The sequence below is a fragment of the Desulfopila inferna genome (assembly GCF_016919005.1).
Lineage (GTDB): Bacteria > Desulfobacterota > Desulfobulbia > Desulfobulbales > Desulfocapsaceae > Desulfopila_A > Desulfopila_A inferna.
On sequence record NZ_JAFFQE010000007.1, the window covers coordinates 69,861 to 83,916 of the forward strand.

General features: G+C 48.9%; 12 protein-coding genes and 1 pseudogene. 12 read left to right on the forward strand and 1 reads right to left on the reverse strand.

Features of this window, described 5'->3' with window-relative positions; genetic code table 11:
* The first annotated feature begins 197 nt into the window (after positions 1-197).
* From JWG88_RS16350 to JWG88_RS16380, 8 genes and pseudogenes are all read left to right on the forward strand, one after another.
* Positions 198-401: a ferredoxin gene (locus tag JWG88_RS16350; RefSeq protein ID WP_240194526.1), complete on the forward strand. Its 204-nt coding sequence runs from the start codon at positions 198-200 to the stop codon at positions 399-401.
* A gap of 28 nt (positions 402-429) precedes the next feature.
* A pseudogene (gene rnhA / locus JWG88_RS22195) lies at positions 430-855 on the forward strand (ribonuclease HI); the annotation flags it as partial.
* 54 nt (positions 856-909) lie between these two features.
* Positions 910-1,353, forward strand: coding sequence for an RNase H family protein (locus JWG88_RS22200; RefSeq protein ID WP_353740691.1), 444 nt, complete (start codon positions 910-912; stop codon positions 1,351-1,353).
* 32 nt (positions 1,354-1,385) lie between these two features.
* Positions 1,386-2,159 carry a substrate-binding periplasmic protein gene (locus JWG88_RS16360; RefSeq protein ID WP_205234877.1) on the forward strand — a complete coding sequence of 258 codons (774 nt, stop codon included), beginning with the start codon at positions 1,386-1,388 and terminating at the stop codon, positions 2,157-2,159.
* 138 nt (positions 2,160-2,297) lie between these two features.
* Positions 2,298-4,442 (forward strand): PAS domain S-box protein, encoded by a 2,145-nt coding sequence (locus JWG88_RS16365; RefSeq protein WP_205234878.1) that lies wholly within the window; start codon positions 2,298-2,300, stop codon positions 4,440-4,442.
* Between the two features lie 266 nt (positions 4,443-4,708).
* Positions 4,709-6,724: an excinuclease ABC subunit UvrB gene (gene uvrB, locus JWG88_RS16370; RefSeq protein WP_205234879.1), complete on the forward strand. Its 2,016-nt coding sequence runs from the start codon at positions 4,709-4,711 to the stop codon at positions 6,722-6,724.
* Positions 6,721-7,386 (forward strand): lysophospholipid acyltransferase family protein, encoded by a 666-nt coding sequence (locus JWG88_RS16375; RefSeq protein ID WP_205234880.1) that lies wholly within the window; start codon positions 6,721-6,723, stop codon positions 7,384-7,386. The genes uvrB and JWG88_RS16375 overlap by 4 nt, the downstream gene beginning before the upstream one ends.
* A gap of 319 nt (positions 7,387-7,705) precedes the next feature.
* The gene (locus tag JWG88_RS16380; protein WP_205234881.1) at positions 7,706-9,085 is read left to right on the forward strand and encodes a cobyrinic acid a,c-diamide synthase CobB; all 1,380 of its coding nucleotides are present in this window, start codon (positions 7,706-7,708) and stop codon (positions 9,083-9,085) included.
* A 57-nt stretch (positions 9,086-9,142) separates the two neighbouring features.
* Here JWG88_RS16380 and JWG88_RS16385 read toward each other — a convergent pair whose 3' ends face one another.
* Positions 9,143-9,490 carry a hypothetical protein gene (locus JWG88_RS16385; protein WP_205234882.1) on the reverse strand — a complete coding sequence of 116 codons (348 nt, stop codon included), beginning with the start codon at positions 9,488-9,490 and terminating at the stop codon, positions 9,143-9,145.
* A 469-nt stretch (positions 9,491-9,959) separates the two neighbouring features.
* Here JWG88_RS16385 and JWG88_RS16390 point away from each other — a divergent pair, with 469 nt between their 5' ends.
* The 4 genes from JWG88_RS16390 (at position 9,960) to argS (ending at position 14,046) form a co-directional block, all read left to right on the forward strand.
* A complete protein-coding gene (locus JWG88_RS16390; protein WP_205234883.1) occupies positions 9,960-10,145 on the forward strand; it encodes a ferredoxin family protein in 186 nt (61 codons plus the stop codon).
* Between the two features lie 351 nt (positions 10,146-10,496).
* On the forward strand, positions 10,497-10,922 hold the full coding sequence (locus JWG88_RS16395; RefSeq protein ID WP_205234884.1) for a hypothetical protein: 426 nt from the start codon (positions 10,497-10,499) through the stop codon (positions 10,920-10,922).
* A 50-nt stretch (positions 10,923-10,972) separates the two neighbouring features.
* Entirely contained in the window at positions 10,973-12,076 is a 1,104-nt protein-coding gene (gene alr, locus JWG88_RS16400; RefSeq protein ID WP_205234885.1) for an alanine racemase, read from the forward strand.
* A gap of 311 nt (positions 12,077-12,387) precedes the next feature.
* Positions 12,388-14,046 carry an arginine--tRNA ligase gene (gene argS, locus JWG88_RS16405; protein ID WP_205234886.1) on the forward strand — a complete coding sequence of 553 codons (1,659 nt, stop codon included), beginning with the start codon at positions 12,388-12,390 and terminating at the stop codon, positions 14,044-14,046.
* The last annotated feature ends 10 nt before the right edge of the window (positions 14,047-14,056 follow it).

Sequence of the window (14,056 nt, forward strand, 5' to 3'; positions counted from 1 at the left end):
ACCTCCAAAAATTTCATATAAGTATATCATATAAGCCAAAGCAAATTTAGTGACTTTCATTTGAAAAACTGCCATAAAAAACACTATACAGTGTTCTGTAACTAATTATGAATATGGTTTGCGCAGTATAATGTCAAGTATTCTCTTGATGTTGCTTTCCAGGGTGGCAACGAAAGAGTAATCATCACAATGAAAAAATGAAGATGACAAGAAAGCGTCCTGTGGTCGATATTGGCAGATGCACCCTTTGCGGGGGGTGTTTGGAAGTTGCCCCTGAAGTTTTCCGCTATAACGAGATTTTCGGCTATGTCGAGGTTATAGAGGCGGAGGAGTATTCTGAAGAGGAGGTTGATGAGGCGATCAAGATTTGCCCTGTCGATTGTATTGAATGGGAGGATTGAAAATTGATCGTCACTGCCTGGTACATATATGAGTTTACCAACAATACAGATATATACCGACGGTTCATGCAGTCCTAATCCTGGACCGGGAGGGTGGGCGGCTGTTATGCTGTTTGATAAGGGCGATAAGATCGTCGAGCTGCAGGGGGCTGAGGAGCAGTCGACCAACAACCGTATGGAACTGCTGGCTTCCCTCAAGGCCCTGCAGTCTCTGGAAGAAGTCTGCAAGGTTGAAGTTGTTACTGATTCCAGATACCTGCAGCGGGGCATCACAGAATGGCTCGAACACTGGAGGCACAACGGCTGGAGAACCTCAGAGGGTGTTTTTGTTAAAAACAGGGACCTCTGGGAGCAGTTTGCAGGTCAGCTGGAATATCATCAGGTGCGGTTCACCTGGGTTAAAGGTCATGGAAAGGACACCTGGAATAAGCGAGCCGATGAACTTGCCGTTGCCGCAAGAAAGAGCCGGAATCCCGTCCAACCGCCTGTCGGTCCGGATACCGTACACATCTACCCGGGGGTCACCTGGAAAAACAGCAGCGGCTCAGGCTCCTGGGCGATCATTCTGAATTATCGTCATCACTACAAAGTGCTGGGTGGATGGGCTGAGAATACCACGGCGAACAGGCTCTATCTGGTTGCAGTGCTGGAAGGAATCAGGGCAATGAAGAGAGTCTTGCCGATCAACATTTACACGCGCTCCGGCTATCTGCGCGACGGCCTGGAAACCTGGGTTGAAGGGTGGCGAAAGAGGGGATGGCGCACCAGGGAAGGCGCGGATATCAGCAACGGTAAGCAGTGGCGGGAGCTTGCCAATCTGAAAGAAGTGTTTGAAATCCATGTTGCCGCCGTCTCATCGGAGGAGCCTCCGTGTCATCTGCTGGCCGCAAAAGAAATTGCACGGGAATTTGAGCAATTGCAATCGGAGGTGTTAACTGATAAAAGGGAGTAGGAGTAAGACACTAACCAGATCCCTGGAGGCAGATGAGAATCTTTCATGAAAGAACAGGAATAGCTAAGGGAAGGGGACTGACGGCTATTGTTATAGCTGTTGTTTTAGTGATCGCGTCAACGTCCCATGCCGAAAGAGTACCTGTGTTTACCGAACCTCTGGCACCGGTCCATTTTGAGGAAAATGATGAAATTAAGGGGGTTGCCACAGAGGTGGTCCGGATCATTTTCGAGGAAGCGGGAATGGAACCGCGCATTGAGATATATCCATGGAAGAGGGCGTATCAAAAGGTGTTGAATACTCCCGGGAGTTTCATTTACACGATAAACCGAACGGAAAAAAGAGAGCGGCTTTTTAAGTGGATAGGACCCATTCTTCCCAAGGATGTCTATCTGTATAAGCTGAAAAGCAGAGATGACATAACGCTTCACACCATGGAAGACGCCAAGAAATATACCACCGCTGTTATCCTGGGCCACTCCCTGACAATCATGTTTCAAGATCGAGGTTTCCGGGAGGGCAGGGAACTGATTACCTCTCCCAATAAAGAAGTGCAGATGAACCTCTTTTTAAAAGGCAGATGTGATCTTGTTACCGGAAATGAATACACCATGTATGAATCTTTAAAAAAGAAAGGCTATTCCCTGGACCATGTGGAACCAGCCCTGTTCATTCCCTCCAGCGGCTATTTTATTGGTGCCAACATACATGTCAGCGATGAAATTATACAAGAATTACAGGAGGCAAATGCCAGAGTTCAGCAATCCGGTGTTGTTGAGGAAATCATCGATAAATATATTCATTGATAGAATTGTCGGAAGCTCGACCAAGGTCGTTTCCGATACTGCACCTGGTATATCGAGAAAGGATCTCCCGTTGCACCTTGTATCGAATTTTTACCCAGCCATCTAAGAGCTTCGCGGTAACTTTTTACGAGATCATTCATGATAAGGAAGCTGATTGAAAAGATAAACAGCAGGATTGCCCATAAGCTCGTTTTGTGGGTCATCGTATTCAGTGTAATTATAACCCTGCTGAATACTGCGATTCAACTCTATATCCAGTACAGGCAGGAACTGGTCAGCATAGAGGAATATTTTGACTCGATCACTTCCATGCAGCTTAACAGCCTCTCCCAGTCAGTCTGGATCATGGATGCCAGACAGATCCAGGCACATCTCGACGGTATAACCAAGGGGCGCGACATCATCTATGCCGCTGTCAACAACGAAGAAAAGCCGCTATGGTCCAGCGGCCAAAAGACGGTCAACGATACCCTCAGTCTGAGCTATGAACTTTCCTATCTGCACAGGAATACTGAATATTCTCTTGGAACCCTGGAGATAGTCGCCGGGCTCGATAATCTTTATCAAAGATTAACGAAGACAGCTTTTGTGGTTATTCTGACCAACAGCCTTAAAATATTTATCCTTGCAGGCTGCATTCTTTTATATTTTCGATACGCCGTCGCCCGGCATCTGGAAAAGCTTGCCTCTCATGTCGTCGGTATGGATTTCCGGCGCAGGATTACACCGCTGGATCTGAATAGAGCTATAAGGGGGCTGGGTGATGAGCTCTCGCAGGTCGTCAATATGCTCAACGTCATGCAGCGCAGGGGGTATAATGCCTTTCATGCTCTGGAAAAGAGCGAGCAGCGCCTTCGTCTGTTCTTCGATGCAACCGAAGAAGGTATCTTCGGCATTACCTCCGAGGGACGGATCACTTTTGCCAACTCTACTTGCCTGAACATGATCGGATATGAAAGACCCCAGCAGATCATCGGTCAGAAAGTTGAAAGTATCATCAGCTTTTTCGCGGAAGCAGATGAGGAAATAGTCGATACCAGGGAAATCTTTCTCAAGCCGCTGCGGACCGGCAGGTCTCTAAGTGTTGATGACGGGTATATGCAGATAAGCGGTGGACCCTCTTTTTATGCAGCTGTGAGAACCTATCCCATTGTCTCTGGTAATGTATCATCGGGGGCCGTAATCTTTTTCAACGACATCAGCCCACAGAGGGAGATGCTCAAGGAGAAGAACCTGTTGAGTCAGGCGGTGAGGCAGTCACCCCTGCTGGTTATTATTTCCGATGCCATGGAGAATATAGAATATGTCAATCCCGGCTTTGAACGGTTGACGGGATATTCCCTGAAAGAGGTGGTCGGCAGGAAGGCCTCCAATTTCGGCCGGCATAAACAGACCGGAAATATTCATCGGGATATCAGGGAAACTCTGCAAACCGGTGAGAAATGGCAGGGTCTGTATCTTATGCGTGCTAAAGACGGTATGGATTACACCTTTGATACCCAGATATTTCCCGTCTTCAACGGCAGAGGCAAGATGATCAATACCATTGCGCTCTGGCTGGATATAACCCAGAAAGTAGAACTGCAGAATCAGTTGAATCATGCTCAGAAGATGGAGGCGGTGAGCAGGTTGTCGGCCTCGTTTGCTCATGAGTTCGGCAATCCGCTGCTTGGGGTTCGCTCTGTGATCAAGGATATCGGCGAGCGCATTCCTATGGAGAAGGGCGATAAAGAGCTCCTGGATCTTGCTTATACCGAATGTGAAAGAATGAAGATCCTGATTCGCAATTTTCAGCGCTTCCAGAGCACCAATTCAGATAAAAAAGAGCTTCAAGATATTCATGCGATTCTCGAAAACGTTCTCTTCTTCTACAAGAAACATTTTGAACGGAACAATATTGTTCTGAAGAAAAAATATCACGCAGACCTGCCTTTGTTGTTTCTCAGTAAGAATCAGATCACTCAGGCCTTTCTTAATCTAATTATAAACGCTGTCGATTCCATGGCGGACGGCGGAGGAACACTTGAGGTTTCTACTGGTATCGCCAATGGTGAGATTTATATACATGTAAAGGATTCCGGTGTCGGAATCGGCGGGGTTGAAAAAGATCTTATTTTTGAACCATTTTACTCCACCAAGCCCGATGTTCAGGGGACCGGCCTGGGCCTTCCCGTGTCCTACGGTATTGTTGCCGGTCATGGCGGAGAGATCACCTTCTCTTCCCAGAAAGACGAAGGATCTGTCTTTACCGTCCGTTTCCCCCAGCTGCCTTTGAGGAATTGATCCATATCGACTAAAATTAGGCACACCGCCTGAGTCAAAATACGCTTCAGTCTGATAAACCATATCGAGCTCTTCCGCTTCTGGAAAATCTTACCCAAAAAGGCCGTCGAATGGAGATTTCCGCTGGCTATTTCCGTTATCTGGTTCTATGGTGAAGGCGTATTATAGTGTATGAAGTACATCCTGAAACGGGCTATGAAACGCGGCAAATTCTTTATACCGTGGAATGGATATTTTTGAGAATTATCTGATGTGTGAGTTTATTCGTGGAAGACAGATTTAAAATAGTAGCACCGTTTGTGGAATCGGGCGATCAGCCCACCGCTATAGAACAACTGGCCAGGGGCGTACTGCAGGGAGAAAAAAGCCAGGTATTGCTTGGAGTGACCGGTTCCGGCAAGACCTTTACCATGGCCAAGATCGTCGAAAAGGTTCAACGGCCGACCTTGATTATCGCTCCCAACAAGACCCTGGCGGCCCAGCTTTTTTCCGAATTCAAGGAACTCTTTCCGGAAAACGCCGTAGAGTATTTTGTCTCCTACTATGATTACTATCAGCCGGAAGCCTATGTTCCTCAGTCCGATACCTATATTGAGAAAGACTCCGCCATCAACGATGTCATCGATAAGCTGCGCCACTCCGCCACCAGGTCGCTGCTGACGCGCCGCGATGTCCTGATCGTTGCCTCGGTCTCCTGCATCTACGGACTCGGTTCGCCGGAAGAGTACAAGAACATGCACCTCTTTCTCGAGGCCGACCATGAGTATCCCATGGAGCAGGTGACACGGCGCTTGATTTATATGCTCTACGAGCGCAATGATATCTCCTTCCATCGCGGAACCTTCCGGGTGCGCGGTGATGTTATCGATATCTTTCCGGTTCATGAAGAGGATCGGGCCATCCGCCTGGAGTTTTTCGGGGACACCGTCGATTCGCTTTCGATTATCGATCCGCTGCGCGGTGTGGTGCTGGAGAGGTTGCAGGAATATACGGTTTTCCCCGGCAGCCATTTCGTCACCACCAAAGACCGGCTCAATACCGCCATTACCACCATTAATGCAGAACTTAAGGAACGTCTGGAAACCCTGCACCGGGAGAACCGGCTGGTGGAGGCCCAGCGCCTGGAACAGCGCACCATGTTTGATCTTGAAATGATCCAGGAGCTCGGCTACTGCAACGGCATTGAGAATTACAGCAGGCATCTCACCGGGAAGGCCCCCGGGGCGCCACCGCCAAACCTCCTCGACTATTTTCCCGAGGATTTTCTCCTCTTCGTCGATGAGTCCCATATCGGAGTCCCTCAGCTTAACGGCATGTACAACGGCGATCGTTCGCGCAAGAAAACTCTGGTCGAGTACGGCTTCCGCCTGCCCTCGGCCCTGGATAACCGGCCATTGCGGTTTGATGAATTTAAGGAACGCATCAACCAGGTGATTTTTGTCTCCGCAACCCCGGCTGATTATGAGATGGAAGAGGCACAGGGCAGAGTTGCGGAGCAGGTGATCAGGCCCACCGGCTTGATGGATCCTCGTATAGAAGTACGTCCGGCCGTCTCTCAGGTCGACGATCTTCTTGACGAAATCCGTCAAAGAGAGGTAAAGGGAGAAGCGGTATTGGTCACCACACTCACCAAGAGAATGGCGGAGGATCTCACCGACTACTATGAAAAGCTCGGAGTCAAGGTGCGTTATCTGCACTCGGATATCAAAACGCTGGACAGGGTCGAGCTTATTCGTGATCTCCGCAATGGTGAATACAACGTCCTCATTGGCATTAACCTCCTGCGGGAGGGGCTTGATATTCCGGAAGTATCGCTGGTTGCCATACTCGATGCCGACAAGGAGGGATTCTTGCGCTCGGTCCGCTCGCTTATTCAGACCTGCGGCAGAGCCGCGCGGAATTCCGAGGGTATGGTGATCATGTATGCCGATACAGTGACAAAATCGATGCAGTACACCATAGAAGAGACCGAACGGCGGCGTACGATCCAGGCGGCATACAATCGCGAGAACAATGTCACGCCCATCACCATCAAGTCGGAGGTGAAGGACACCATTCATAAATATCTTCATGAATCGGGGTATGTCAGCAGTGAGGATGCCCGTGGCCTGGAGTTGGCAGAGGAGCAGCCGGTTTTTCAGTCGGTGGAAGAGTTGAATAAACATATCAGGGAGCTCGAAGTGCGTATGGGGAAGGCTGCAAAGGAACTTGCCTTTGAAGAGGCGGCTGAGCTGCGGGACCGTATAAAAACATTGCGTTACCTGGAGATTGAACTGCGATGACCATTGGACGTAAAGCAGCGCTGCTGGTTGTACCGGTTGTCGGCTCCTGGTTTTTCAGGCTCTGGTACTCTACATGCCGTAAGCGTTTCCATAACCGGGAGAAACTGAGAGATTTGCTGGACGGGGGGAAGCCGATCGTGGGAACATGCTGGCACTATTGCGCCCTCGGCATCTTTGCCTTGGCCAAAGAGTTTCCGGCTGTGCTGATGATCAGCGCCAGCAAAGACGGCGAGGTGCTGGCAAAAATGACGGAGCATCTCGGTTTTTCCGCGGTTCGCGGCTCAAGCAACAGAAAAGGCGTGAGAGCGGCAAAAGAGTTGATCAGGGAGATGCGCAAGGGCAAAAACAGCGGCATAGTAGCCGACGGCAGCCAGGGACCGGCAAGAATTGCCCAGTCGGGCGCCATTTATATTGCTGCCAGATCAGGAGGCACGGTTTTGCCGATGCTCTATTCGGTCTCGAGGTATTTTACCTTCAACTCCTGGGACAGGCTTATACTGCCGAAGCCGTTCAGCACCATTAATATATTTTTCGGCAACCCCCTGCCTGTTCCCGAGAATGTAAAAGCAGATGACTTAGAGGATTACCGGGTAAGGCTGGAAAATAGCCTGAATGAACTGTACGAGCATGCCTGGCAGGTATACGGCAAAACGGAACACTAAAGATCTGTATCATTATTTTTTTTTCTCCGTCTCGCGTTCGGATTTGATCCGGAAGCCGGTGATACCAACAAAAATGGATTCCGGATCAGGTGCGGAATGACGGTAAAAATGGGCTTTTGTGAAAAACTCCAAGGCTGGCAGCATGAAATTAGCTGAGTTTTATTATTTAGAAGAAAAAAAACAAATAAACTTTTATGAACCAGCCGTATAGGGTGATTAATACCTTCAGGTTGTTTCTTTTTTGAAGAAAAAATCTGTGTGAAGGTTTATACCCTTCAGCTGGCTTAGCTATCAGATACTATAAATCAATTATATACTTATGCAGACAAAAGGAGTTGTAATCGCAGGACTCGCGGGAGGTTCGGGCAAAAGTGTGGTTTCCGTGGGGTTGACCGCCCTGCTGGCCCGGGAGGGGGTCAACGTGGTTCCTTTCAAAAAAGGGCCGGACTACATCGATGCCGGATGGATGGCCCTTGCCGCCGGCAGGGACTGTTATAACCTGGACCCCTATTTGATGACGGAAGAAGCCATACACTCTTCCTTTATCAAGCATAGCTGTGGGGCTGAAATGGTGGTAGTCGAAGGCAACAGGGGGGTGTATGACGGTGTCAACTCCAGTGGAGGATATTCCACCGCCGAACTGGCAATTTCCCTGAAGCTTCCGGTGATCCTGGTAGTCAACTGCACCAAGACCACCAGAACCGTGGCCGCCCTGGTGCTGGGCTGCAAGATGCTTGATGAACGTCTTGATATCCGGGGCGTCATTCTTAATCATGTAGCTACGGCAAGGCAGAAGGACATAATCACCGAGGCAGTGGTCGGTGTTACCGGCATTCCCGTTCTCGGAGTCATCCCCAGAATGAAGAGGGATATATTTCCCATGCGTCATTTGGGCATGGTTCCCCATCAGGAATATTCCGGCAGCGATGATGCTCTCTCCTTTCTGGCCGATGTCTGCGCTGAATCCCTGAATATGTCCGCTGTCCGCGAGATTATGGGCGAGATTGATCTTTCCACCGTCGATTGCAGAAAATCGGAGAAAAACAAGAGCCGGCGCACCGTGAAAATAGGTGTTATTCAGGATGCGGCTTTCCAGTTCTATTATGCCGAGAACCTCTCGGCTCTCGAGGAGGAAGGTGCTGAACTTGTTGCGGTCAATGCCCTGGTGGATAGCAGTCTTCCACCTCTTGACGGTCTTTATATAGGCGGAGGCTTTCCCGAAACGAGCGCCAGGGAGCTTGCGGCAAACCAGCTGTTTCGCCAATCGGTCAGGAAGGCCGCGCAGCAGGGTCTGCCAATCTATGCCGAGTGCGGCGGCCTGATTTATCTCGGTCGTTCAATTCTGCTGGAGGAGAACGAATACCCGCTTGCGGGTGTGTTTCCAGTGCGTTTCGGCATGTCTACCAAACCTCAGGCCCATGGCTATACGATTTTCGAAGTGGATAACAAAGTTCCCTATTTTAGCGAAGGTATGGTGGTGAAGGGCCATGAGTTTCGCTATTCAACGGTCCTGGAGTGGCAGGGGCAGGAGTCCGAACTTGCCTTTAAAATGAAGAGGGGCAAGGGGTTTGCCGGTGGCCGGGATGGCTTGCGCTATAACAATGTGCTGGCGTTATACACCCACATTCATGCCTGCGGAACCCCCGAGTGGGCAGGGAAATTTGTCGGATTCTGTCGGGAAAGACAGCGCTCTGCCTGAAGGAGAGTGGAATAAGGCCGCCCCCGGAGAATCCCGGGGGCATTATGGGGCTTTCTGTCAGTGCTGGGGCTGTGAGCCGAGCACCTTGATTTCGATTATTCGTTTCTGCTCTTCATCCGGTTCTTCAGACCAGTGGATGAAGGATTCTATCACCCGCATGAAGGCGCCGTTGTCTTCTTTGCATTTATCACAAATGGATTCGGCGCCATCCCGATAAATGATGATCCCGGAAGCAGGTTCTCCGGCTTTGTCTACCGCTGCCATTTTCCGGCAGCCACAGTCCAGCCGGACGACAACTATTCCGATACCGTCGGGACTGCCTTCGAGAATGCCTTCAATCATGGCAAGCTCTTTTTTTTCGGCGAGCAGTTCTTTTTTCTTCTTCTTTTGCGTCTTTTTTGTCATCTCTGGATTATCTCTGGTGTTTTTTTGGAAATTGATCCATACTTTAACTGCCTTGCGCCCTCTCCGGCGAAGCCGGATAAGCGGTTTGGCACTATTTCACGGACTTAGGATTTACATTCTGTTTACTTTTTTTGCACCCAGAGCGGCACTGGGCTGAGTGGCAATTTTAGCAAATTCTCCACCTTAGCCTTTCAGTCCGGTTTTGGCAATCAGTAACACTATAAGCATAGATGATACACATTATCAATAAATAAAAGTTGTCTGCCGATATTGAATCAAATCGGCTAAGTTTCCGGAAAAACAAGAATTTCAAAAAGAGCAAATCAGGGAAAAATGAGCGTACAAGAATTTCCTTGACAAAAATATGTGCCTTCATTAATAGAACATTACGCGTAAAATCTATTACGAGGGAAAATCGTTTTAAAGACTTTATAGAATACTTATATTAACCCATTTTTGGAGGTGTATTATGTTTGAAGTAGTAGTCGATAAAGACAAATGTACTGGTTGTGAAGAATGTGTAGCAGCATGCCCGGCTCAGGTTTTCGAGATGGAAGACGGCAAGTCCGAGCCCGTAGAAGCCGAAGAATGTCTCGGTTGCGAAACCTGTGTTGAAGTATGCGGCGACGAAGCGATTACAGTAACTGAAATTTAGCTTCGGTAGAACTGTAATTTCCTTGGGGAATTCGGTATTCCTGAGCAAATGTAGGAAAGAAGCGCCGGGGTACTGACAGTTCGGCAATCAGCAGTCAGATAAGCCCATCTCCACATGGAGATGGGCTTATCGCGTTTAGTGGCTTTGTGGTTATTTTGCTTGTGGTTATATTGAATAGCAACTTTAATGATTTTTGATGAGATCACCAGATTTGACGGCGTCGCGGTAAGCACCCTTACGGGCATAAATTCCGACTTCGAGATTCCTGCTCTCCTTCGTTCGGTTCGTACCCCTGGAAGGGCCCCAAAAAAAGAAAACGAACCATGTTTTTGAATCCGTGAGTTGTATATTTTGCATAAATTGCTATTGCGCCTCAAGCCCGGCGCATCAAAAAAAATACATTTGATTTCAGCCTCCCTGCTCTGGTCCGTTATCGGAACAGTTCTTGTGGTTCGCGGCAGTCTCTGGCTGGTTGAGGAACAGAGCGGATTCTATATAGTACCCGCAATCCTGATTGGCAGCATCAAATCATTATTTATACTTGATAAATCGGCCAGAAAGAGTATAGACCGAATACTGCGGCTTGCTGATGGGTCCTGTCTTGGTGCCGTCTATTCCTGGAAGACATGGCTGGTGGTCTTGGCCATGATGCTATTTGGCTACATCCTGCGGCATTCCTCGATACCACTGGTGATTATCGGTTCAATATATGTCGCCGTTGGTTGGGCGCTGTTCTTCTCCAGTAGAGTCGGATGGCGGACGCTGGTGGAAAAATAATATTAATGCTTCAGGAATTTACCAAAAGTGATTGAAAAGGTGATTGAAAAATGATTCCTTCTTCATTTAATCGGGTTCACATTGATTATGATGCTTTACGTCATAATTATGTTCTCCTGCGGAAAAATGCAAAAGAATCTTCTTTCCTGGCAATGGTGAAAGCCGATGCTTATGGTCACGGAATGGTGGAATGCAGCAGAGTGCTTGAAGCAAACGGCTGCAGGATATTCGGTGTTGCCGAACTACGGGAAGCGGTTTTGCTTCGGCAAAGCGGAATTACATCGGCAATATATTCGATGATAGGTTTTGACCATAAGGATGCCGGGTGTTTCTGCGAGTTCGATATAACTCCGTTAGCCTATGATGTTCCCTCCCTTGAAGCATTGTCCCGGGCTGCAGTGAAGAGCGGTAAAAATCTCTCGGTTCATCTCAAGGTTGATACCGGCATGAACAGGCTTGGTGTTTATCTCGAGGGGTTGCAGGATCTTCTTGATAATGTAAAACGGTTGCCGGGGCTGCAGTTAGGCGGTCTTGCCAGCCACTTTTCCTGCGCCGATGACAGGGAATCAAGCAGCACCTCCGAGTCTCTGGCAAGGTTTGCAGAATTTCAAGATATTGGTTCAGGTGAAAGTTCCCTGATGTACCATATCGCCAATTCAGGAGGCACCTTGTATTTTCCCGAAAGCAGGTGCGATATGGTTCGCTGCGGTATCTCGCTGTACGGCTATTATCCCGAAGGGCGGAAAAATGTTGAGAAGGAAGGGCTGCAGCCGGTGATGTCGTTTACCACGCGGGTATTGCAGGTCAAGACCGTTCCGGCGGGAAGCGGTGTAAGTTACGGGCACACCTATATAACCGAGAGACCGACAGTGCTGGCCGTTCTTCCGGTGGGATATGAAGATGGTTTTTCCCGACGGCTGTCGAATTGCGGGGAAGTCCTCATCCGTGGCAAAAGAGCAAAGATCAGGGGGCGCGTATGCATGAACCTCTGTATGGCAGATGTCACCGATATAGATGGCGTCGCAGCAGGCGATGAGGTTGTTGTTCTGGGAAGCATGGGAAAAGAGCGAATCACTGCCGATGAGATTGCCGCACGGATAGACACCATCAGTTATGAAGTACTATGTATGATAGGCAATAATAACGAAAGATGAACTCGTAAAAAACTCACAACGTCGTTGTAGATCTGAAACGGCGATTTGCCGTACCAACGTACTGTCAAATCGCCGTTTCAGATACTACGCCTGGTATATCGAATTTTTCACGAGACCATCTAGGAGGCCATCTGAGAATGCCCTTTTCGCCCGTCTCGGCGTTATTTTCAGAAAATCAATGCTCGCAATATCAGTTATATGGCTGTGCTTGATTTCCTGAAAATGCCTTGATCTGAACGAAAATGCCTATTATCGGACAACCTCCTAGGCAATTTCGGCGATTTTTTACGAAAGAGTGTATATGGATTCCAATGATTAAATCAAAGCTTAAAGAAATACTGGACGGATGTTTTGAAAAGGGTGTCGCTGCTAAAAAGTGGGGAACCGACGGAGCCGGGAAGTATACGGTTGAGGTCCCCAAACGCGAAGGGCAGGGGGATTTTTCCACCAATATGGCCATGGTTCTGGCGGGTATTGAGAAAAAGAATCCACGGGCTCTGGCCGCCGATATTCAAACCTATCTTGAAGAGGACACCGATTTCGTCGATCATGTTGAAATCGCGGGACCCGGTTTCGTCAATATCTTTGTCCGTCGGCAAAAATGGCATCAGGTAGTTTTCACAGTCATCGATTCGGCTGAGACCTATGGCCGTTCCCGGGTGGGTGAGGGAAAACGGGTCATGGTTGAGTTTGTCAGCGCCAATCCCACCGGACCCTTAAGCATTGGTCATGGCCGGCAGGCCATTTTGGGAGACTCGATAGCCAGGCTTTTGGAAAAAACCGGACATGACGTCTTTCGTGAATATTACTATAATGACGCCGGCCGGCAGATGCGCGTTCTGGGAGAATCCACCAAGGCCCGCTATCGTGAGGAACTGGGCCTTGATTTCACTTTTCCCGAAGATGGTTATCAGGGCGAATATATAAAAGAGATCGCCACCGCGCTGATTAAGGAGAAAGGTGATACGCTGAAGGACTGCGAGGATATCGTCCCCTTTAAGGAGAAGGCGGAACAGCTGATTTTCGAGAATATTTCAACCACCCTGAAAAGGATGGGAATTATCTTTGATAATTATTACAACGAGCAGTCGCTCTATAGTGAAGGACATATCGACTCGGTGGTTAAGGAGTTGCGGGAGAAGGGACTTCTTTACGAACATGATGGCGCAACCTGGTTTAAGACCACCGAATTCGGCCACGAACAGGACAGAGTGATTATCAAGTCCAGCGGCGAACCGACCTACAGACTGCCGGACATCGCCTATCACAGGGAAAAATTCAGGAGAAATTTCGATTGGCTGATCGATATCTTCGGCGCCGACCATATTGCCACAGTCCCTGATGTCCTGGCTGGGGTGAAGGCCCTGGGGTATGACGAATCGAAGGTACAGGTGCTGCTTCATCAATTTGTAACACTGACCCGCGACGGCAAACAGGTGAAAATGTCTACTCGGAAGGCCACCTTTGTCACCGTTGATGAGTTACTAGATCTGGTTGGGGAGGATGTGGCCAGATTCTTTTTTATGATGCGCAAGGCGGACAGCCAGCTCGAATTTGACCTGGGTCTGGCAACCCAGCAGAGTCAGGAGAATCCGGTTTACTATGTGCAGTACGGCCATGCCCGGCTCTCTTCCATCCTGCGCCAGGCGGAAGAGAAAAATGTGATCATGCCAGACCGTGAAGATATGGATGTATCGCTTCTGGTCGAGCCCGAAGAACTGGTGCTCCTCAAGAGTATGGCCGCTTTTCCGGCAATGATTGAAAATGCGGCGCTGGAGTTGGCCCCTCATCGGGTGATTTTTTATCTCATTGAGCTTGCCGGACAGTTTCATAGCTATTATAACAAACATAAAGTAATTTCGGAGGATAATGACCTCAGCCGGGCGAGGCTTACCCTGGTGAGGGCATTACAGATAGTTTTCGGCAACGGTTTGCGGTTTATCGGTTTATCGGCACCCGAACAGATGTAGGATTTGGCCA